Annotated in this window: 19 protein-coding genes; 17 read left to right on the forward strand and 2 right to left on the reverse strand. The window is 70.7% G+C overall.

Annotation, left to right across the window (positions count from 1 at the left end; translation table 11 throughout):
* The first annotated feature begins 54 nt into the window (after positions 1-54).
* The 10 genes from ACLBWX_RS13910 to ACLBWX_RS13955 all read left to right on the forward strand — a co-directional run bounded on the left by ACLBWX_RS13910 (position 55) and on the right by ACLBWX_RS13955 (position 14,110).
* Positions 55-1,407, forward strand: a complete 1,353-nt coding sequence (locus ACLBWX_RS13910; protein WP_447677643.1) for an MFS transporter — start codon at positions 55-57, stop codon at positions 1,405-1,407.
* Between the two features lie 341 nt (positions 1,408-1,748).
* Positions 1,749-2,471 (forward strand): amino acid ABC transporter permease, encoded by a 723-nt coding sequence (locus ACLBWX_RS13915; RefSeq protein WP_447677644.1) that lies wholly within the window; start codon positions 1,749-1,751, stop codon positions 2,469-2,471.
* A gap of 57 nt (positions 2,472-2,528) precedes the next feature.
* Positions 2,529-3,221, forward strand: a complete 693-nt coding sequence (locus ACLBWX_RS13920) for an amino acid ABC transporter permease (RefSeq protein WP_447677645.1) — start codon at positions 2,529-2,531, stop codon at positions 3,219-3,221.
* A gap of 101 nt (positions 3,222-3,322) precedes the next feature.
* Positions 3,323-4,051, forward strand: coding sequence for an amino acid ABC transporter ATP-binding protein (locus tag ACLBWX_RS13925; protein ID WP_447677669.1), 729 nt, complete (start codon positions 3,323-3,325; stop codon positions 4,049-4,051).
* A gap of 255 nt (positions 4,052-4,306) precedes the next feature.
* Positions 4,307-4,804 (forward strand): lipocalin-like domain-containing protein, encoded by a 498-nt coding sequence (locus ACLBWX_RS13930; RefSeq protein ID WP_056472246.1) that lies wholly within the window; start codon positions 4,307-4,309, stop codon positions 4,802-4,804.
* Between the two features lie 273 nt (positions 4,805-5,077).
* Positions 5,078-7,741, forward strand: a complete 2,664-nt coding sequence (gene aceE, locus ACLBWX_RS13935; RefSeq protein WP_447677646.1) for a pyruvate dehydrogenase (acetyl-transferring), homodimeric type — start codon at positions 5,078-5,080, stop codon at positions 7,739-7,741.
* A gap of 222 nt (positions 7,742-7,963) precedes the next feature.
* Entirely contained in the window at positions 7,964-9,286 is a 1,323-nt protein-coding gene (gene aceF / locus ACLBWX_RS13940) for a dihydrolipoyllysine-residue acetyltransferase (protein ID WP_447677647.1), read from the forward strand.
* A 39-nt stretch (positions 9,287-9,325) separates the two neighbouring features.
* Positions 9,326-11,179, forward strand: coding sequence for a dihydrolipoyl dehydrogenase (lpdA, locus tag ACLBWX_RS13945; RefSeq protein WP_447677648.1), 1,854 nt, complete (start codon positions 9,326-9,328; stop codon positions 11,177-11,179).
* A 119-nt stretch (positions 11,180-11,298) separates the two neighbouring features.
* The gene (locus tag ACLBWX_RS13950; protein ID WP_447677649.1) at positions 11,299-11,760 is read left to right on the forward strand and encodes a hypothetical protein; all 462 of its coding nucleotides are present in this window, start codon (positions 11,299-11,301) and stop codon (positions 11,758-11,760) included.
* A gap of 103 nt (positions 11,761-11,863) precedes the next feature.
* Positions 11,864-14,110, forward strand: a complete 2,247-nt coding sequence (locus tag ACLBWX_RS13955) for an NADP-dependent malic enzyme (RefSeq protein ID WP_447677650.1) — start codon at positions 11,864-11,866, stop codon at positions 14,108-14,110.
* Between the two features lie 214 nt (positions 14,111-14,324).
* Here the strand turns inward: ACLBWX_RS13955 and ACLBWX_RS13960 are convergent, their stop codons facing one another.
* Positions 14,325-15,215 (reverse strand): LysR family transcriptional regulator, encoded by an 891-nt coding sequence (locus tag ACLBWX_RS13960; RefSeq protein WP_447677651.1) that lies wholly within the window; start codon positions 15,213-15,215, stop codon positions 14,325-14,327.
* A gap of 93 nt (positions 15,216-15,308) precedes the next feature.
* Between ACLBWX_RS13960 and ACLBWX_RS13965 the strand changes: the two genes are divergently transcribed.
* Positions 15,309-16,271, forward strand: a complete 963-nt coding sequence (locus ACLBWX_RS13965; protein WP_447677652.1) for an NAD(P)H-binding protein — start codon at positions 15,309-15,311, stop codon at positions 16,269-16,271.
* A gap of 6 nt (positions 16,272-16,277) precedes the next feature.
* On the opposite strand, the gene ACLBWX_RS13970 is transcribed toward ACLBWX_RS13965, so the two are convergent.
* Positions 16,278-16,814, reverse strand: coding sequence for a L,D-transpeptidase family protein (locus ACLBWX_RS13970; protein WP_447677653.1), 537 nt, complete (start codon positions 16,812-16,814; stop codon positions 16,278-16,280).
* Positions 16,815-17,105: 291 nt separating this feature from the next.
* Between ACLBWX_RS13970 and ACLBWX_RS13975 the strand changes: the two genes are divergently transcribed.
* The 6 genes from ACLBWX_RS13975 to ACLBWX_RS14000 all read left to right on the forward strand — a co-directional run.
* The gene (locus tag ACLBWX_RS13975; protein WP_447677654.1) at positions 17,106-17,792 is read left to right on the forward strand and encodes a response regulator transcription factor; all 687 of its coding nucleotides are present in this window, start codon (positions 17,106-17,108) and stop codon (positions 17,790-17,792) included.
* Positions 17,793-18,052: 260 nt separating this feature from the next.
* Positions 18,053-18,511 (forward strand): cyclic nucleotide-binding domain-containing protein, encoded by a 459-nt coding sequence (locus ACLBWX_RS13980; protein ID WP_447677655.1) that lies wholly within the window; start codon positions 18,053-18,055, stop codon positions 18,509-18,511.
* A 221-nt stretch (positions 18,512-18,732) separates the two neighbouring features.
* Positions 18,733-19,161, forward strand: a complete 429-nt coding sequence (locus ACLBWX_RS13985; RefSeq protein ID WP_447677656.1) for a hypothetical protein — start codon at positions 18,733-18,735, stop codon at positions 19,159-19,161.
* Positions 19,162-19,513: 352 nt separating this feature from the next.
* Positions 19,514-20,467 (forward strand): MBL fold metallo-hydrolase, encoded by a 954-nt coding sequence (locus ACLBWX_RS13990; protein ID WP_447677657.1) that lies wholly within the window; start codon positions 19,514-19,516, stop codon positions 20,465-20,467.
* Positions 20,468-20,775: 308 nt separating this feature from the next.
* A complete protein-coding gene (locus ACLBWX_RS13995) occupies positions 20,776-21,534 on the forward strand; it encodes an SDR family oxidoreductase (RefSeq protein WP_447677658.1) in 759 nt (252 codons plus the stop codon).
* A gap of 12 nt (positions 21,535-21,546) precedes the next feature.
* Positions 21,547-21,843: hypothetical protein (locus ACLBWX_RS14000; protein ID WP_447677659.1), on the forward strand; the 297-nt coding region annotated here is incomplete at its 3' end.

Genomic DNA, 21,843 nt, shown 5'->3' on the forward strand with positions numbered 1-21,843 from the left:
CATATGCGCCTATGCAAGTCCGGCATCCGCACGGCGATGCTTCGGAGGCGTGCCATGGCCATCGATCCCACCCTGCGGCTCTCCGATGCCGTCGCGACCGGCCTCGCCCGCCGCGGCATCCATTACGGCTGGGCCGTCGCCGCCGTGACCTTCCTGACTATGCTGGTGACGGCGGGCGCGGTCGGCGCCCCCGGTGTCCTGATCCTGCCGCTCCAGAAGGAGTTCGGCTGGGACACGGCGACGATCGGCTCGGCGCTCGCCGTGCGCCTCGTCCTGTTCGGCCTGATGGGACCCTTCGCGGCCGCCCTGATGAACCGCTACGGGCCGCGCCGGATCGTGCTCATGGCTCTCGCGCTCATCGCCGGCGGCCTCCTCGCCTCCCTCGGGATGACCCGGGTCTGGCAGCTCGTCCTGCTCTGGGGCGTGGTGGTCGGCATCGGCACGGGGCTGACCGCCCTGGTTCTGGGCGCCACGGTGGCGACGCGCTGGTTCTCGCGATCGCGCGGTCTCGTCGTCGGGCTGCTCACCGCCAGTTCCGCCACGGGGCAGCTCGTCGTCCTGCCGCTGCTCGCGGCCCTCACCGAGGCCCTGGGCTGGCGCGCGGCGCTCCTGGTGATCTGCGCGCTGCTCCTCGCGGCGGGCCTCGCCGTCGTCGCCCTGATGCGCGACCGCCCGGAGGATCTCGGGCTGGCGCCCTACGGCGAGACCCGGCCGCTCGCCGCTCCGGCCGCTCCGGGCCCTTCGACCCCTTCGACCCCTTCGATTCCTTCGGCCCCGAGCGCCGGCGGCGCCCTCTCGGCCCTGCGCGAGGCCGCCGGCACCCGCGTGTTCTGGGTGCTGTTCGCCACGTTCTTCATCTGCGGGGCCAGCACCAACGGGCTGATCCAGACCCACTTCATCCCCCTCTGCGCCGATTACGGCATCGGACCGGTACAGGGCGCCAGCGTGCTCGCGGCGATGGGCGTGTTCGACTTCGTCGGCACCGTCGCCTCGGGCTGGCTCTCCGACCGCTACGACAACCGCTGGCTCCTGTTCTGGTACTACGGCCTGCGCGGCCTCTCGCTGATGTTCCTGCCGTTCTCGGACTTCTCCTTCGTGGGCCTGTCGCTGTTCGCGGTGTTCTACGGCCTCGATTGGATCGCCACCGTGCCGCCGACCGTGCGTCTGACCGCGGCGCGGTTCGGGCGCGAGCGCGCCAACCTCGTCTTCGGCTGGGTCTTCGCCGGCCACCAGCTCGGCGCGGCGGCGATCGCCTACGGGGCCGGCCTCTCGCGCACGGCGCTGGCGACCTACCTGCCGGCCTTCTTCGCCGCCGGCGCCCTCTGCCTCGCGGCCGCTCTGCTGATCCTCACCCTGGGCCGGCCGGGCGCGCCGGGTGTCCCCGCGGCCACACCGGCCCGCGCCTGAGTCGCGCACCGGCCCGCGCGCCCGGGCTCTGGTCCGGATGATGCTAGGGGGCGGGCACCGATGTCCCGCCCAGGTTCCCAATCGAATCGATCCGAGGCCGTCGGCCCGCCCAACCCGGGCGGGCCGGGGGCCGTTTCGCGCCGCAAGCCGGGATCTGCCCGGAAAAGCAGCAAATCTCTGGAAATGTCAGTGAGGGACCGGGGCGCGGCCCTCCAGGCCCTGGACCTTCCGGCCAAGGTCTCGGCACTGTCCGACACAGCACCGCCACATTCCCGGGCGCTCGCCCGCACCTTCGCCACGGGCGCTCGCCCGGATGCCCGATCACAGGGGACGACGACGCGATGAACTACAACTGGAACTGGGGCATCTTCCTCGAACCGTCCCCGGAAGGGACGGGCACCTACGCCGACATGCTGCTCTCGGGCCTCATGTGGACGGTGGTGACGGCGCTCTGCGCCTGGGTGATCGCCTTCTTCCTCGGCTCGGTCATCGGCGTCATGCGCACCCTGCCCTCGAAGCTCGCCAATGCCATCGGCACCACCTACGTCGAGCTGTTCCGCAACATCCCGCTCCTGGTGCAGATGTTCCTCTGGTACTTCGTGCTGCCGGAGGTGCTGCCGGAATCCTGGGGCGGCTGGATCAAGCAGCTGCCGAACGCCCCGTTCTACACGGCGGTGGTCTGCCTCGGGTTCTTCACCGCCTCCCGCGTCGCCGAGCAGGTGCGCGCGGGCATCCAGGCCCTGCCGCGCGGGCAGAAGATGGCCGGCACCGCCATGGGCCTGACCGTCTACCAGACCTACCGCTACGTGCTCCTGCCCAGCGCCTACCGGATGATCCTGCCGCCGCTGACCTCGGAATTCCTCAACAATCTCAAGAACACCTCGGTCGCCCTCACCATCGGCCTGCTCGAGCTCACCGCCCGCGCCCGCGCCATGCAGGAATTCTCGTTCCAGGTGTTCGAGGCCTTCACCGCCGCCACCATCCTCTACGTCCTGATCAACGTCGTGGTGATCTTCGCCTCCGGCTGGATCGAGCGCCGCGTCGCCGTCCCGGGCCATCGCTGAGGGCACGCCCTCCGCATTCTCCTCCTCAAGGATTGCTCCTCCTCAAGGATTGCCGCGATGCTCGCGAATTTCGACTTCTCCGTCATCACCTCCGCGCTGCCGTACCTGTTCCTCGACGGCATGCGCTTCACCCTGACGCTCACGGCGCTCGCCGCCCTCGGCGGCATCGTGCTCGGCACGCTCATCGCCATGATGCGGCTCTCCAGCATCCCGGTGATTCCGCAGGTGGCCAAGGGCTACGTGAACCTGATGCGGTCGCTGCCCCTCGTGCTGGTGATCTTCTGGTTCTACTTCCTGGTGCCGTATCTCGGGCAGTGGGTGACCGGGGCCGACCGGCCGATGACGGTGGGCGCCTTCACCTCGTCGCTGGTGACCTTCACGCTGTTCGAGGCGGCCTACTTCTCCGAGATCATGCGCGCGGGCATCCAGTCGATCCCCAAGGGCCAGGCGGCGGCGGCCTCGGCCCTCGGCCTGACCTACTTCGCCTCGATGCGCAGCGTGATCCTGCCCCAGGTCTTCCGCAACATGACGCCGATCCTGCTGACCCAGACCATCGTGCTGTTCCAGGACACCTCGCTGGTCTACGTCCTCTCGGTCACCGACTTCCTCGGCGCGGCCTCGAAGATCGCCCAGCGCGACGGCCGTCTCGTCGAAATGTACCTGTTCGCGGCCGTGGTCTACTTCGCGGTCTGCTTCGTGGCCTCCATGGCGGTGCGCCACCTCCAGAAGAAGATCGCCATCATCCGCTGACGCCGGACGCCCCCTGCCGAGGCGTCGCCGCATCCCAGACGAGGATTTCCGCCATGACCACGTCGCTCAACACCGCCCAGGCCCCCGTGACCACGGGCCCGATGATCACCATGAAGTCCGTCAGCAAGTGGTACGGGGACTTCCAGGTCCTCACCGACTGCACCACCGCCGTGAACAAGGGCGAGGTCGTGGTGGTGTGCGGCCCCTCGGGCTCCGGCAAGTCGACCCTGATCAAGTGCGTCAACGCCCTCGAGCCGTTCCAGAAGGGCGAGATCGTCGTCGACGGCACGCCGGTCCACAGCAAGAAGACCGACCTGCCCAAGCTGCGCGCCCGGGTCGGCATGGTGTTCCAGCACTTCGAGCTGTTCCCGCACCTCTCCATCACCGAGAACCTGACCCTGGCACAGAGGAAGGTGCTCAAGCGCGACGAGGACTCCGCCCTCAAGACCGGGCTCGCCCTCCTCGACCGGGTCGGCCTCTCGGCCCATGCCAGGAAGTTCCCCGGCCAGCTCTCCGGCGGCCAGCAGCAGCGCGTGGCCATCGCCCGGGCGCTCGCCATGAACCCGGTGGTGATGCTGTTCGACGAGCCGACCTCGGCCCTCGACCCCGAGATGGTGGGCGAGGTGCTCGACGTGATGGTGCAACTCGCCCGCGAGGGCATGACCATGATGTGCGTGACCCACGAGATGGGCTTCGCCCGCAAGGTCGCCAACCGGGTGATCTTCATGGACAAGGGCGAGATCGTCGAGGACGCCACCAAGGAGGACTTCTTCGCCAATGCCCGCTCCGAGCGGGCGCAGAACTTCCTCTCCAAGATTCTCGTGCACTGATTCTCGTGCACTGATCCGCGTTCGGGGATCCGCCTGCGGGCATCCCGCTGCATCGAAGCGAACGACAGAGAGCCGGTTCCGGTGAGACGGAACCGGCTCTCTGTCGTCACGGCTCCCGGTTCCGCGCCCCGGTCCGACTCCCCCGATCCGCGAAACGGTCTATGCCGGAAGGGCCGGAATCGACCGGCGGGCGGCCTTCGCGACCCCGGGCAACGGGGCGGGGCGGGCACGCACCTTCAGGGAGAGACACGAACCATGCGGACACGCACGACCACCACCCTGGCCGCTCTCGCCGCGGCCGGCCTGCTGTCCGGCCCGGCCCGGGCCGAGACGCCGGCGTCCCTGAAAGGACTCTGGAAGCTGGTCTCCTACGAGGTCGAGGCCCGGGCCGACGGCCGGACGCGGCCGGTCATGGGCGAGCACCCCACCGGCTTCGCCTATTTCACGCCGGACGACCGCGTGTTCTTCCTGCTCACCGGGGAGGGCCGCAAGCCCGCCGAGACCGATGCCGAGCGCGCGGCCCTGATGAAGACCCTCGTCTCCTATACCGGCAAGATCACGCTGGCGGGCGACCAGTGGACCGCGAAGCTCGATGCGGCCTGGGACCCGAAATGGGTCGGCACCGAGCAGACCCGCAGCTTCACCATCGCGGGCGACCGCCTGCGCGTGCTGACCCCCTGGCGGGTGATGCCGAACTGGGCCGACCAGGGCGAGACCCGCAGCATCGTCACCTTCGAGCGCGCCCGGGACTGAGGGACGCGATCGCCCGGGACCCGGGACCCAGGACCCGCCACGGGCGCTTCGCAGCGGGCCTAAACTGCCAAAGCCGGTCGGCTGCGTCCGGAAAGTCAGACAAAAAAATTGAAACCCGTAACAAACTTCGCAGACCAAAAACTTTCCGCTCTGCCGAAGCCATTGCCACATAAGACAAAAAGCGCTTGGTTGGCGTTGGCACGAACGCTGCTGAAGGGTGGCGAGTCAAAGAGCGGCCCGTGAGAGTCGCAAAATAATCCCAGGAGGATGCCCATGGAGCGTAGCCGCGACCTCGACCCGGTCGAGACTCAGGAATGGCTTGATTCGCTGGACGGCGTTCTCGACGTCGACGGGCCGGAACGGGCCCATTACCTGATCGAGCAGGTCATCGACGGAGCCCGCAAGAAGGGCGCCCCGGTCCCTTACTCGGCCAATACGGCCTACCTGAACACGATCCTGCCCGAGAAGCAGGATCCCCATCCCGGCGACCGGGCGATCGAGCACCGCATCCGCTCGGCCATCCGCTGGAACGCCATCGCGATCATCCTGCGGGCGAACAAGGATTCGTCCGAACTCGGCGGCCACATCGCCAGCTTCCAGTCCGCCGCGACCCTCTACGACACCGGCTTCATGCATTTCTGGCGCGCGGCCGATGCCAGCCACGGCGGCGACCTCATCTACGTGCAGGGCCATTCCTCCCCCGGCGTCTATGCCCGCGCCTTCCTCGAGGGGCGCCTCACCGAGGAGCAGCTCCTCGGCTTCCGGCAGGAGGTCGGCGGCAAGGGCCTGTCGTCCTATCCCCATCCCTGGCTGATGCCGGACTTCTGGCAGTTCCCCACCGTCTCCATGGGCCTCGGCCCCCTGATGGCGATCTACCAGGCGCGCTTCCTGCGCTACCTGCACCACCGCAACCTCGCGCAGACGGACGGCCGCAAGGTCTGGGCCTTCATGGGCGACGGCGAGATGGACGAGCCGGAGAGCCTCGGCGCCATCGCGCTCGCGGCCCGTGAGAAGCTCGACAACCTCGTCTTCGTCATCAACTGCAACCTGCAGCGCCTCGACGGGCCGGTGCGCGGCAACGGCAAGATCGTCCAGGAGCTCGAGGCCGACTTCCGGGGTGCGGGCTGGAACGTCATCAAGGTGCTGTGGGGTTCGGGCTGGGACGCCCTGATCCAGAAGGACAGCACCGGCATGCTCGCGCGCCTGATGGAGGAGTGCGTCGACGGCGAGTACCAGGACTTCAAGTCGAAGAACGGCGCCTACATCCGCGAGCACTTCTTCGGGCGCTACCCGGAGACCGCGGCGCTGGTCGCCGACATGAGCGACGACGACATCTGGCGTCTCACCCGCGGCGGCCACGATCCGCGCAAGGTCTTCGCCGCCTACAGCGCGGCCTCCAAGCACAAGGGCCAGCCGACCCTCATCCTCGCCAAGACCGTCAAGGGCTACGGCATGGGCGAGTCCGGCGAGGGCCAGAACATCACCCACCAGCAGAAGAAGATGGGCGAGGCGGTCCTGCGCCAGTTCCGCGACCGCTTCCAGATCGACCTGACCGACGACCAGCTGAAGGAGATCCCCTTCATCAAGTTCCCCGAGGGCAGCCCCGAGCACCGCTACCTGATGGCGCGGCGGGAAGCGCTCGGCGGTCCCCTCCCGGCCCGGCGGCGCAAGTCGCAGGCCCTGGAGATCCCGCCGCTCTCGGCCTTCTCGGCCCAGCTCAAGGAGACCGCGGGCCGCGAGATCTCCACCACCATGGCCTTCGTGCGCATCCTCAACACGCTGCTGCGCGACAAGAGCATCGGCAACCGCATCGTGCCGATCGTGCCCGACGAGAGCCGCACCTTCGGCATGGAGGGCATGTTCCGCCAGTTCGGCATCTTCAGCCAGGTCGGCCAGCTCTACCGGCCGGAAGACGCCAACCAGCTCATGTACTACAAGGAGGACAAGAACGGTCAGATGCTCCAGGAGGGCATCAACGAGCCGGGCGCGATGTCGTCCTGGATCGCGGCCGCGACCTCCTACTCGCATTCCGACGCGCCGACGATCCCGTTCTACGTCTACTACTCGATGTTCGGCTTCCAGCGGATCGGCGATCTCGCCTGGGCGGCGGGCGACATGCGGGCGCGCGGCTTCATGATCGGCGGCACCGCCGGTCGCACGACTCTGAACGGCGAGGGCCTGCAGCACGAGGACGGCCACAGCCACCTCATGTCCTCGACCATCCCGAACTGCGTCTCCTACGACCCGACCTTCTCGTACGAAGTGGCGGTGATCGTGCAGGACGGCCTGCGCCGGATGTATGCCGAGCAGGAGGACGTGTTCTACTACATCACCGTGATGAACGAGAACTACGAGCACCCCGGCATGCCGGAGGGCGCGGAGGCCGACATCATCAAGGGCATGTACCTCTTCAAGGCGGGCGCCAAGGAGAAGGCCGAGGGGCACCGGGTCCAGCTCCTGGGCTCGGGCACCATTCTGCGCGAGGTCATCGCCGCGGCCGAGCTGCTGGAGCAGGATTTCGGCATCAGCGCCGACATCTGGAGCTGCCCGAGCTTCACGGAGCTGCGGCGCGACGCCATGGCGGCGGAGCGCTGGAACCTGCTGCATCCGCTCGAGGGCAAGCGCCTCTCCCACGTCGAGACCTGCCTGACCGGCCGTACCGGCCCGGTGATCGCCTCGACGGACTACATGCGCCTGTTCGCCGACCAGATCCGCACCTGGGTGCCCGGCCGCTACCGCGTGCTCGGCACCGACGGCTTCGGCCGGTCCGACTACCGGGTCCGCCTGCGCGACTTCTTCGAGGTCAACCGGCACTGGGTCGTGGTGGCGGCCCTGCACAGCCTCGCGGAGGACGGCGTGATCCCGGCCCAGACCGTGGCGGACGCCCTCGCGAAGTACGGCATCGACACGGACCGGCCGGCACCCTGGACCGTCTGATCCAACCCGAGCGGGTTTCGCGGAAGGGGCTCCCGGCTCCGCGATAGAAACCCGCGGCACATCGAGAGCGAAGCGGGTTCGCATCGACTTGCCGATGCGAACCCGCCGAGGGCCGGCCGCCTCCGCCGCGGCCGGCGCACCAGACTTCCCGACCTTTCACCGAACACACCACCGGACGAGGGAGCCCGCGAGAGGCTCCGACTCAGCCAGGGAGAACGCGCAGTGGGCATCGAGATCCAGATTCCGGACATCGGCGACTTCAAGGACATCCCGATCATCGAGATCCACGTGAAGGAGGGCGACACGATCGGACCCGACGACCCGCTGGTCTCGCTGGAATCCGACAAGGCGACCATGGACGTGCCCTCGCCGAGCGCCGGCGTGGTCGAGAAGATCCTGGTCAAGCTCGGCGACAAGGTGAGCGAGGGCTCGCCGCTCCTCGTGTTCAAGGGCGAGGGCGCCAAGGGCGACACGAAGGCCGCCGAGAAGGCCGCCGACGCGCCGGCCGGCGCCGACGGCGCCGCGCTGCTGGCCAAGCAGGAGCCGGCGCCCGGCGCCGCCCCGGCCGCCCCTGCGCCCGCCCCCTCGGCCGCGCCCGCGGGCAACCTCCCCGACTTCTCGCAGGTCCATGCCAGCCCCGGCGTGCGGCGCCTCGCCCGCGAGCTCGGCCTCGACCTGAATGCGGTCAAGGGCACCGGCGAGAAGGGCCGGATCACCAAGGAGGACGTGAAGGGTCACCTCACCCGCTCGGCGGCGCCCGCCGCTGCCGCCTCCGGCACGGCCGCCTTCTCCGGCGGCATGGGCATCCCGGAGATCCCGGCCGTCGACTTCTCGAAGTTCGGCCCGATCGAGACCCAGCCCCTCTCGCGGATCAAGAAGATCTCCGGCGCGCACCTGCACCGGTCCTGGCTCAACGTGCCGCTGGTCACCCACCAGGACGAGTCGGACATCACCGAGACCGACGCCTACCGCAAGGAACTCGACAACCAGGGCAAGGAGCTCAAGGACAAGGGCTACCGCGTCACCCTGCTGGCCTTCCTGATCAAGGCCGCGGTCTCGGCCCTGCGCAAGCACCCCGAGTTCAACGCCTCGCTCGCGCCCGAGAAGGACGCGCTGATCCTCAAGCGCTACTACAACATCGGCGTGGCGGTCGACACGCCGGACGGCCTCGTCGTGCCGGTGATCAAGGATGCCGACCGCAAGGGCATCATCGAGATCAGCCGCGACCTCGGCGCGATCTCGGCGAAAGCCCGCGACGGCAAGCTCGGGGCGGCCGACATGCAGGGCGCCACCTTCTCGATCTCCAGCCTCGGCGGCATCGGCGGCACCGCCTTCACGCCGCTGGTCAACGCGCCGGAAGTCGCCATCCTGGGCGTCGCCCGCTCGAAGATGAGCCCGGTCTGGAACGGCACCGAGTTCAAGCCGCGCCTGATCGTGCCGCTCTCCCTCTCCTACGACCACCGCGTCATCGATGGCGCGCTCGCCGCGCGCTTCGCCCGCCACCTCGCCCACGTCCTGGAGGACGTCCGGCGCCTCGTCGTCTGACGGGGCCCGGTTGCGCGAAACAACGAGTGAGGTGAAGCGATGAGCAGCAACGACGTCCATCTGCCGGATATCGGCGACTTCAAGAACGTGCCCGTGATCGAGGTCAGCGTCAGCCCCGGCGACGTGATCTCGGTCGACGACGTGATCATCGTGCTGGAATCCGACAAGGCGACCATGGACATCCCGTCCCCGGTGGCCGGCACGGTGGCCGAGGTGCGGATCAAGCCGGGCGACGCGGTCAGCCAGGGCGACCTGATCCTGGTGATGGCGGAGGCCGCCGGCGCGCCGAAGCCCGCCGTCACCGACACCACCAGGGCGGGCGCCGGTGCGCCCGCGAACGGCGCCGGTGCGCCCGGCCATGCCCCGGGCGAGGGCCAGGCCGGCTACGGCTCCTCGGCCACCGCCACCGGCGGGGCGGCGCCTGCGCCGGCTCCGAAGGGGGCGGCCCCCGTCTCCGGCGAGGAGATGCGCGCCCAGGTCCTCGTCATCGGCGCCGGCCCCGGCGGCTACACCGCCGCCTTCCGGGCCGCCGATCTCGGGCAGTCGGTGGTGCTGGTCGAGCGCTGGCCGAGTCTGGGCGGCGTCTGCCTCAACGTCGGCTGCATCCCGTCCAAGGCCCTGCTGCACGCCGCCAAGGTCATCGACGAGAGCCACGCCATGGCGGCGCACGGCATCTCCTTCACCGCGCCGCAGATCGACATCGACAAGCTGCGCGACTGGAAGGACGGGGTGGTCAAGCGCCTGACCGGCGGCCTCAACGGGCTGGCCAAGCAGCGCAAGGTCACGGTGGTGACGGGCGAGGCCCGCTTCGTCAGCCCGAACCAGGTCGCGGTCGAGCACGAGGGCAGGACCCGCGTGATCGGCTTCGACCACGCCATCATCGCGGCCGGCTCCGAGCCGGTGCAGATGCCCTTCATCCCGCACGACGACCCGCGGGTCCTCGACTCGACGGGGGCGCTGGAGCTCGACGGCGTGCCGGCCCGCCTCCTCGTGATCGGCGGCGGCATCATCGGGCTGGAAATGGCCACCGTCTACCACGCGCTCGGATCGAAGGTGACCATCGTCGAGCTGATGGACCAGATCATCCCCGGCGCCGACAAGGACATGGTCACGCCGCTGATGAAGCGGATCTCGAAGCAGTACGAGGCGATCCACCTCAAGGCCAAGGTCACCGCCGTGGAGGCGACGCCGGAGGGGCTGAAGGTCTCGTTCGAGGGCGGCACCGCGCCGGCCAGCGACACCTTCGACAAGGTGCTGGTCTCGGTGGGGCGGCGCCCGAACGGCAAGCGCATCGGCGCGGAGGCGGCCGGTGTGGCCGTCGACGAGCGCGGCTTCATCGCCGTCGACAAGCAGATGCGCACCAACGTGCCTCACATCTTCGCCATCGGCGACGTGGTCGGCCAGCCGATGCTGGCCCACAAGGCGACGCACGAGGGCAAGGTCGCGGCCGAGGTGGCCGCCGGCAAGGCCAGCGCCTTCGACGCCAAGGTCATCCCCTCGGTCGCCTATACCGACCCGGAGGTGGCCTGGGTCGGCCTCACCGAGAACGAAGCCAAGGGGAAGGGCATCAAGGTCGGCAAGGGCGTGTTCCCCTGGGCGGCCTCCGGGCGCTCCCTGGCGCTGGGGCGCGAGGAGGGCCTGACCAAGGTCCTGTTCGACCCGGAGACCGACCGCATCCTCGGCTGCGGCATCGTCGGCCCCAATGCCGGTGACCTCATCGCGGAAGCCGCGCTCGCCATCGAGATGGGGGCGGATGCCGAGGATATCGGCCTGACCATCCATCCCCACCCGACCCTGTCGGAGACGATCGGACTGGCGGCCGAAGCCTTCGAGGGCACCATCACCGACCTCTACATGCCCCGGAAGGACGGTCCGAAGAAAGCCGGTCACTGAGATCGGTCTTCGAAGGCCGATTCCGCGGATCGCGGGCTGCATCGGGAAGACAGGACCGCGCCGAGGCCGGTGCGGTCCTCGCGGAGCCCAATCGGGCTCCGGCTTCGGGAGACGCGCTGATGTCATCGAACGAGCCCGCATCCGACCCGGCCCTCCGGCGCGCCGAGGCCGCCCGCGATGCCGTCACGGAGGCCGTCGAGAGCACCCTCGACCGTCTCGCCACGATGCGCCGCGCGGCGCGCGCCGACGTCGACGCGGACCTGCAGGCCGCGGGCCGGCTGATGGCCCGCAACATCCATCGGCAGATCGCCGCCAACCTCACCCTGGTGCAGGGGCTGATGTCGGCGCGCAGCCTGCCGGCGATGCTGCGGCTCCAGCAGGATTACCTGCACCGCCAGATGAGCTGGGCCCGGCGCGACTGGGACCTGGCCCGGGCGCAGGCCCTCGACCTCCTCGCCGAGGGGCGCCGGGCGGCCGCGGGCGGACCCGGTCCGGCGCCGCCGGCAGCGGGGCCGCCAGAGCCAGAGCCCGAGCCGCCCGAGCCAGAGCCGGACTCGCCGGCGGATCCCGGTCCGTCCTGATCCGCCGACACGCAGGATTTCTCCACCATCCCATCCGGATGCCACCGACCCCGCCCCCGGCGGGGCGGACGGCGCCTGTCACCCGAAACCGAAGGATCGCACCATGAGCAAAGACACCGACCTGCGCACCGCGGGCGCCGCCGCCAATGCCGATGCCGGCACCGAGGCCGCCCTGACCCGGGCCGCCCTCGACTATCACCGCTTCCCGACGCCGGGGAAGATCTCGGTCCAGCCGACCAAGGACATGAGCACCCAGCGCGACCTCGCGCTCGCGTATTCCCCGGGTGTGGCCGCCGCCTGCATGGCCATCCACCACGAGCCCGACGAGGCCTACAGCCTGACCTCGCGCGGCAACCTCGTCGCCGTCATCACCAACGGCACGGCGGTGCTCGGGCTGGGCAATATCGGCGCGCTCGCGGGCAAGCCGGTCATGGAGGGCAAGGGCTGCCTGTTCAAGAAGTTCGCCGGCATCGACGTGTTCGACATCGAGGTCGACGAGACCGACCCGGAGAAGTTCATCGAGACCGTCGCCCGGCTGGAGCCGACCTTCGGCGGCATCAACCTCGAGGACATCAAGGCCCCCGAGTGCTTCGTGATCGAGACGAAGCTGCGCGAGCGCATGAAGATCCCGGTCTTTCACGACGACCAGCACGGCACCGCCATCGTCGCCGCCGCCGCCCTGATCAACGCGCTCCAGGTGGTGGGCAAGCCGATCGAATCCGCCACCCTGGTCTGCTCGGGCGCGGGCGCGGCCGCCATCGCCTGCCTCAACATCCTGGTGGGCCTCGGCCTGAAGAAGGAGAACATCCTCGTCTGCGATTCCCGCGGCGTGGTCTCCACCGACCGGATGGCCTCCCTCGACGCGCAGAAGCGGGCCTATGCCCGGGACACGCAGGCCAGGACGCTGGGCGACGCGGTCGCGGGCGCCGACATCTTCCTCGGGGTCTCCCAGGGCGGCGTCCTCAAGCCCGAGATGGTCGCCGGCATGGCCGACAAGCCGATCATCCTGGCGCTCGCCAACCCCGACCCGGAGATCCTGCCCGCGCTCGCCAAGCAGGTCCGGCCGGACTGCCTCATCGCCACCGGCCGGTCGGACTACCCGAACCAGGTCAACAACGTCCTGTGCTTCCCCTTCATCTTCCGGGGCGCCCTCGACGTCGGCGCCACCGAGATCAACGAGGCGATGAAGCTCGCCGCCGTGCGCGCCATCGCCGACCTCGTCCATGCCGAGCAATCCGACGTGGTGGCCGCCGCCTACGGTGCCCAGGACCTGCGCTTCGGGCCCGACTACCTGATCCCCCGCCCCTTCGATCCGCGCCTGATCACCACCGTCGCCCCGGCGGTGGCCCAGGCCGCCATCGACAGCGGCGTCGCCGCCCGGCCGTTCAAGGACATCGAGTCCTACCGCCGCTCCCTGGAGCGTCTCGTCTACACCTCCGGCACGGTGATGCAGCCGGTCTTCGCCGCCGCCTCGGAGGCCGGCGCCAAGCGGATCGCCTATGCCGAGGGCGAGGAGGACCGCGTGCTGCGCGCCGCCCAGGTGGTGGTCGACGAGCGCCTCGCCACGCCGGTCCTGGTCGGCCGCGCCGAGACCATCGCCAGCCGGATCGCCAGCCTCGGCCTGCGCCTGCGCATCGGCACGGACGTCCACGTCGCCGAGACCGGACCCGAGACCGGCGCCACGGTGCGGGCCGCCCGGCTCCTCGCCGCCGGCGAGGTCGACGGCATGCTCTGCGGCACCACCGGCACCTACCCGGCCCATCTCGCCGAGGTGACCGGGGCGATCGGCCTGAAGCCCGGCGTCCAGGGCCTCGCCGCCATGGGCCTGCTGCAGCTGCCCCGGCACACGCTGTTCATCTGCGATCCCTACATCCACCGCGACCCCAGCGCCGCGGAGATCGCCGGGATGACGGTGCTGGCCGCCGAGGAGATGCGCCGCTTCGGCCAGACGCCCCGCGTCGCCCTGGTCTCGTCCGCGAATTTCGGCAGCGTCGACGATCCGGTGTCGCGCAAGATGCAGGAGGCCCTCGCGCTCATCCGCGCCCAGGCGCCGGATCTCGCCATCGACGGCGAGATGTCGGCCGACACCGCGCTGAGCCCCACCCTCCTCGGCCGCCTGCGGCCGGACTCGGCCCTCACCGCCGAGGCCAACCTCCTCGTCATGCCGAACCTGGAGGCGGCCAACATCACCTTCAACGCCCTGAAGGTGGTGGCCGGCCAGAGCGTCTCCGTCGGCCCGATCCTGCTCGGGGCGGCCCGGCCCGTGCACATCCTTACCCCCACCGCCACCGTCCGCGGCATCGTCAACATGACGGCGCTGACGGCGGCCTCGGCCGAGGCGGTGGCCTGAGGGAGAGGGGGAGGGGCCTCCGCCTCTCCCTCCGGCCTCTCCCTCCGGCCTCTCACGCACGTCACGCTGACGGCCCTCACCGCCGCGTCATTTCGAGGCTCCGCTACGCGGCCCCGGGATGAGCGGTGGAGGAGGCCGCCCGCATGGAGAAGGCCCGATCGGGCGCAGGGAAAAGCCGGAGAGCCGCGGAAAAGAAAAGCCAGTTATACGAATACTAAGCCGGCAATTCATTGGTGAGATACCCCGCCAGTCCCGTGGCCAGGTGATCGAACAGTGCGCGGATGCGGCGGGTGGCGCGCAGGTCCTCGTGCATGACGAGCCAGATCCCGACCTCGGCGAGCACGAGATCGGGCAGGACCGGCAGGAGGTCCGGGTCGCGGCGAGCGACGCCCTCCTGGCAATAGCCGATGCCGAAGCCGGCCCGCAGGGCCGCCAGCAGCCCGAGGTCGTCGTCGCAGGCGCAGGCGAAGGCGAAGGTCAGGTCGTGGCCGAGCGTCGGGCGCACCCGCGCGGCATGCACGGACCGGCCGATCAGGCTGTGGCGCCCGAGTTCCGCCGCCGTCGCGGGCAGGCCCCGGCGCGCGGCGTCGGCCCGGTGGGCGTAGAACCGGACCGGCGCCGTGCCGATGCGACGGGCCACCAGGGCGCCCTGGGTCGGGGCCACGTTGCGCACGGCGAGGTCCGCGTCCCGGCGCAGCAGGTCCTCGGTGCGGTCGCTGAGGGAGAGCTCGAGATCGACTCCGGGATGGGCCTCGTGGAAGCGGGCGAGCATCGGCGGCAGCACCAGGCCCCCCAGGAAGGTGCTGGCGGTGAGGCGGATGCGGCCCCGCATCGCGTCGGTGTCGCCGGAGGCGCCGCGCAGGAGGGCCGCCGCCGCCGCGGCCATGGCCTCCGCCTGGGGCAGGAGGCCGAGGGCCCGGTCGGTGGGCCGCAGGCCGTCGCGTGCGCGGAGGAACAGGGTCGCGCCGAGGCTCTGCTCCAGGGCGGCGATCTGGCGGCCGAGGGTGGGCTGGGTCAGCCGGAGGTCGCGCGCGGCGCCGGACAGGCTGCCCGCGCGCATCACCCCGAGAAACGCCCGCCACAGGTGCCAGTCCGGCTCGGCCATACGGTTTCGTATGGCAGGTCGCCGCCTTTCGGCAATATGCGTTGAGCCCGTGGCTTCGCATCCTCGGCGGCGTTTCACGGAAGGGCGGATGCGATGACGGACAGGCTGGCCCTGGTCACCGGGGCGACGGGCGGAATCGGCGGGGCGGTGGCGGAGGCGCTGCGCCGGCACGGCTGGCGGGTGCGGGGCCTGGCGCGCGACCCCGACAGGGCGCGCCGGTGCGGCCCCGCGCAGGTCGACTGGGTCGCGGGCGACGCCCTGCGGGAGGCCGACATGCTGGCGGCGGCCCAGGGCGCCCGCATCCTGTTCCACGGGGTGAACCCGCCCGGCTACCGCGACTGGCGCGGCCTCGCGCTTCCCATGCTGGCCCACGCGATCACGGCGGCGCAAGCGGCGGGCGCCCGCCTCGTCATGCCGGGCAACCTCTACGTCTACGCCCCCGAGGCCGGGCCGCGCATCGGCGAGGACGCGCCGTGCCGTCCGCGCACCCGCAAGGGCGCGGTCCGCGTCGAGATGGAGGCGATGCTGGACGCCGCCGAAGGGCTCGATCACCTGATCGTCCGCGCCGGCGACTTCTTCGGACCGCGCGCGCCGAGCTCCTGGGTCACCACCGTGCTGATGCGGGGGGGCCGGCCCCTGCGCCGGGTGGTGACCCCCGAGATCCCGGGCGCGGGGCATGCCTGGGCCTACCTGCCCGACCTCGCCGAGACCTTCGCGCGCCTCCTGGACGACGCGGCGACCCTGCCGCGCCGGCTGCGCCTGAACTTCCGGGGGCATCACCTGCAGGGGCGCGCCATGGCAGAGGCGGTGGCGGCGGCGGCGGCGCGACCCGGTGGCCGCCGGCCGCCGGTCCGGCCCTTCGCCTGGGCGCCGGTCTATGTCGGGGCGCCCTTCGTCACCTTCCTGCGCGAGGTGATCGAGATGCGCTATCTCTGGCCGACCACCCTAGAACTCGACAACGCGCGCCTCGTCGCCCGGCTCGGCGCGGAGCCGCACACGCCCCTCGACGCGGCGGCGGCGGCGAGCCTCGCCGCCCTGCGGTCCCGCGCGGCCTGAGGGGCGTCAGCCGATCCGCATGCGGGTGCCCGGGCCGATCCGGCGCAGGAGGCGGACGAGGTCGGGACGGCGCAGGGCGACGCAGCCCTCCGTGGGCAGGAAGCCGCCCCGGGCCACGTGCAGGAAGATCGCCGAGCCGCGGCCGGGCCGGATCGGCCCGCGATTGTAGTCGAGGTCGACCACGAGGTCGTAGAGCCCGTCCTCCCGCCACATCCGCTCGTGCCCGACCCCCGGGGCGGGCAGGCGGATCGGCCGGTTGTAGCGCCGGTCCCGGGCGTCGTCGCACCAGCCGTCGCCGGGGGCGCTCGCCCGCAGGGGGAGGGGGCTCGCCGGCCGGCTCGCGAAATGGTCCGGCCGGTAGACCCCGCCGCGCAGGCGGAACGTGCCCCGGGGCGAGGCGCCGTCCCCCTCGCGCTTGACCTGGGCGATCCCGCTCCGCCCGAGGGCGCAGGGCAGGACGGCCGCCCCGGCGAGGAGCTGGCCCCGGCTGCGGTCGGTCACCAGGGCGCGCACGCGCAGGCGGGGAAGGGTGGTCCGCTTCATGAGGGCGCTTATCGCGCGGCCGCGCCGAGCTGCCAATCCGCCGGGCGCCCTGAAACTTTTCGCAGGTCTCCGCCGTTCGGCGCGGTTAGGCCGCGCACAACCGTATTGTGCGCAGCCGGGATTCTTGGTTTAATGTGCACAATGTGATTTACATACATCAAGACAGTGACCCCGTGTCATCATGGGGCCGCCGGAAGTCGCTGCAACCGTTGATCCTGATCGTCACCGCCCGCCGATGGTCCCCCGGGACCAACGGCTTGTCCTGCAAACTGCCTGAAAGTTCTTCGGTCGATGCCGAATACCCATCGCCTGCTGATCTGCGACGACGACGCCTCGCTGCGCGAGACGCTGATGGAGCAGCTCGATCTGTACGATGAATTCACCGTCCTGACGGCCCTCGACGGACAGAGCGCCCTCACGCGCGTCACCGAGGACCGGATCGACCTCGCCGTGATGGATGTCGGCCTGCCCGACATGGACGGGCGCGAGGCCGTGCGCGCCATGCGCCGCAGCGGCTATCGCGGCCCGGTCATCATGCTGACGGCGCAGGATTCCGAGGACGACACGGTCGAGGGCCTGGAGGCCGGCGCCAACGACTACGTCACCAAGCCGTTCAAGTTCGCCGTCCTGCTGGCGCGCATCCGCGCCCACCTGCGCAGCCACGAGGCCAGCGAGGACGCCGTGTTCCAGATCGGCCCCTACACCTTCCGCCCCGGCGCCAAGCTGCTGGTGGGCGAGCGCGGCTCGAAGCTGAAGCTCACGGAGAAGGAGACCGCGATCCTGCGCTTCCTCTACCGGGCGGGCCGCGAGGTGGTCGGCCGCGACACCCTGCTCGCCGAGGTCTGGGGCTACAACGCGCAGGTCACCACCCACACCCTCGAGACCCACATCTACCGCCTGCGCCAGAAGATCGAGCCGAATCCGGCCCTGGCCGCGATCCTCGTCACCGAGGGCGGCGGCTACAAGCTGCTGCCCTAGGACCGCGCCCGACCGCGTCGGGTCGGGTCTCTCGACCCTTCGGCGGGCTCGCGAGCCTCCGCGCGGCGAAGGGCACCCGGGCCTCGGCCCCCGCTGCCGCGATGCGCCGATCCGATCCGTCGACCGCGATCGCCCGGCAAGCTCCGCGGCCGAAGACTCGGCTTCCGGCAGCGCCGCGCGGACCCGCGAAACCCCGCCGTTTCACGCGCCCGGCGGTTCGGCTAAGCTGCTCCGGCAGCGCGGCGCAGGAAGGGCGGCAGGTGGGGCTCGACGACGACATCGCGATTCTGAGCGCCGCCCCGCTGTTCGGCTTCATGGGCCGGGATGCCCTGCGCCTGCTCTCCTTCGCCGCCGAGCGCCGCAGCCTGGCCGCGGGCGAGCGCCTGTTCGCGCAAGGGGAGCGCGGCGATGGCGGCTACGTGGTGATGTCGGGCAGCCTCACGCTGACCCCGCGGGGCGGCCGCGCCGCCCCCGTCACCGTCGGGCGGTCGGGCCTGATCGGGCGCCTCGCCCTGTTCCAGCGCGGCGAACGTCCCTGCGACGCCGACGCGGCGAGCCCCGCCGAGGTGGTCCGCATCACCCCGACCCTGATGCGCCGGGTGCTGGCGGAGTTTCCCGACGCCGCCCAGGCGATCCACGGCGAGCTCAGCGCCGACCTCGCCACCTTCGCGGGCGATCTCGCCGGGTTGAGCGACCGGTTCGACCGGATCGCGCCCTGACGAGCAGGTCCGCGTCCTGCGGCATCCGTCCGGTCGGAAGCGGGGTGACCCCGCCGGCCGCCCCCGATGTCCGGAACGCGACGAACATCGCGATTTTCCGAAACCATTTGTCATGATTTTCGGCGCAAGCTCGGCCCTGCGCGTCGTCCGGCGTGCGGGCGAAGCCATGTCCCGCGCCCCCCGGGCGGCGCCGGCCCGGCCCGCGAAGGTGTGTGACTGCAATGGCGCAAGCCGGTGAGGAGAAACCGAAGGGATGGGCCGCGCAGGCGGCGTTCATCGCCTTCTTCGCGACGGCGATCGCCGGTGGGGGCTACCTGCTCTACGAGCAGTCGACCCGCCTGCTGATCTGCTACGAGACCAACGCGACCCTGCCCGACGAGGCCTATGTCGACATCATGATCCGCGACATCGTCAAGAACGGCGATCACGGCGGGCGGGCCTATGCCAACCGGCTCGACTATCTCGGGGACAAGACCGAGTGCTGCACCATCGAGCGGGTGCCCAGCGCCGTCACCGAGGGGCGGCCCGGCAAGCGCGAGGTCTCCGTCTCGGCCAAGTACTTCAACACCACCATGAAGGACTACTTCTTCATCGAGCGCCGCTACGACGCCTGCGGCCATGCCAGCTCCAAGCCCATGACTGCGGGCTGACGCGCGCCGCGCGCCGTCCCGGCCCCGAGGCGGCGCGAACCGCGCGGCGTGCGCCCCCGTGTGCGGGGCTGCGATCGACCCTTCGCAGGCCCGGGGAACGTCCGCTTCCAAAAGAACCTGCGCTTCCAAAAGAACCTGCGCTCTCGGGCACCGGGTGACGACGCGTCCGACGATGGCGACACGGGGAGACGAGGCCGCCTGCACGGCACGGTCCTCGAAGAGAACCCGTCACCGGCGGGCGATGGCTTCGGCTTCATCGCCCATGTCACATCGGCCGACCCAGTCTCGTCCTCGCGGCATGACGCGCGTTTCGCGACCGCCGAAACCGACGCACGCGCGTCCCGCGAAAGGGATGACGATGACGGATGCAGGACCTGCCGACACCGGGCGGACGGATCGGGGATATGCTGGCCCTCCCCGCATGGGAGGTGAGGAGTTGGTGCCCTCGCGCTACGCGGTGCGGATCGGCGAGATCGACGTGCTGGTCGTCAGCGATGGAGTGCTGCCGCTGCCGACCAAGATGTTGGGCCACAACGTCGAGCCGGCCGTGAGGGCGGCCTGGCTCGACGACATGTTCCTGCCGCAGGACGCGTTCGACTGGTCGTTGAACGTGGTGGTGGTCCGCAGCGGCGGACAGACCATCCTCGTCGACGCCGGACTAGGGCTGGATCCGAACCTGAACCTCCCGCGGGCAGGGCAGCTGATCAGGCGGTTGGACGCCGTGGGAATCGATCTCGCGTCCGTGACCGACGTGGTGCTGACCCACATGCACATGGACCATGTCGGCGGCCTCCTCGTCGACGGCGTGAAGGAGCGGCTGCGCTCGGACCTGCGGATCCACGTGGCGGCCGCCGAGGTCGGGTTCTGGGAAGCGCCGGACTTCGCTCACGTCGACATGCCGGAGGGGTTCCCCGACGCCCTGCGTGCGGCCGCCGAGCGGTTCGCGCACGCGTACCGCGGTCAATTGCGACTGTTCGACGAGACGCACGAGGTCGCGCCGGGCGTGAGCGTCCACCGGACCGGCGGGCACACGCCGGGGCACAGCGTGGTCCGTCTGGCATCCGGCGGCGATCGGCTGACCTTCGCCGGCGACGCCGTGTTCTCGGTCGGGTTCGAGCACCCGGACTGGCACAACGGCTTCGAACACGATCCCGAGGAGGCGGCGCGCGTTCGCGTCCGGCTCCTGCGGGAACTGGCGGCGACCGGCGAGCAGTTGATCGCCACGCACCTGCCGTTCCCGTCGGTCGGCCGGGTCGCGGTCGACGGCGACGCGTTTCGGTGGGTTCCCGTGTTCTGGGACTACTGAGAGCGCGAGTCCGTGCCGACCCCGGTCCTCCGGCGGACCGGGGTCGCGCAGGGGCGCCTCGTCGACACGGATGCATCCTCGGGATCCGCCCCGAGGATGCATCCGTGAAGTCGCGCGCCGTCCCGGTCGATCCGAACCGGAACGGCCTCTCGCTCAGGGCCGCCCCGGCCCAGGCATCCCCGGGGGTCAAGTCCTCGCCGGGCCCCATCGGCCTCATCGATTGTTCGCGCCGATGTCACACGGCGAGGGGCGCTCCTCGTCATCCCTTCGACCGTCCCGACGGGACCGGCGTGGAAACGGAGCGTCACATGAAGATCGTCGTCATCGGCGGCACGGGGCTGATCGGCTCGCAGGTCGTCACCACCCTGAAGGCCGCCGGCCACGAGGTCCGCGCGGCCTCGCCGAACACGGGCGTCGACGCCGTGACGGGCGAGGGACTCGCCGAAGCGTTGAAGGGCGCCGGCGTGGTGGTCGACGTCGCCAACGCGCCCTCGTTCACCGACGACGCGGCGATGGACTTCTTCGTCCGCGCCGGACGAAACCTCGCCGCGGCCGAGACGCAGGCCGGCGTCTCCCACCACGTCGCGCTCTCGGTGGTCGGGACCGAGCGCCTGCTCGACAGCGGCTACTTCCGCGCCAAGCTCGCCCAGGAGGAACTGATCGCCGCGGCCGGCGTGCCCTGGACGCTCGTTCGCGCCACGCAGTTCTTCGAGTTCGTCGCCGCGATCGCGGGCGCCGCCCTCGTCGACGGCGTCGCGCGCGTGACCTCCGCCTCGATCCAGCCGATCGCGTCGGCCGACGTGGCGGCGAAGGTCGCCGAGGCCGCCTTGGCGCCACCGCGGAACGGCATGGTCGAGATCGCCGGCCCTGAGCGGCTGCCGATGGTCGAGCTGGTGAAGCGTCACTTCCAGGGCCTCGGCGAGACGCACGAAGTCCGCACGGACGACACCGCACCGTATTTCGGGGTGGTCCTCGGCGGCCCCTGGCTGACGCCCTCAGGGGACGCGTGGCTCTCGCAGCGGCGCTACGGCGACTGGCTGGCGGCCCAACCGAAGCGCGGGGCCTGAGGCCTCCCGCCGATGGACGCGGCCTACATTCCCGCGCTGTCCGCGCTCGCGGGGTCCGCCATCGGCGCGATGGCCTCCTTCGCAACCACATGGCTGACGCAACACAGTCAGGAGCGGGCGACGCTCCTGGTCCAGGACCGCGCGCGCCGGGAAGCGCTCTATGGCGAGTTCATCCGCGAGGCATCGACCCTGTTCGGCGACGCTTTCCGGCATGACCTCGACGACCCGGCGAAGCTGGTGAACCTCTATGCGATTGTGAACAAGATCCGGCTGTTCGGTGAGCCGGAGACGCTTCGGGAAGCGGAACAT

Source organism: Methylobacterium sp. M6A4_1b, assembly GCF_053345175.1.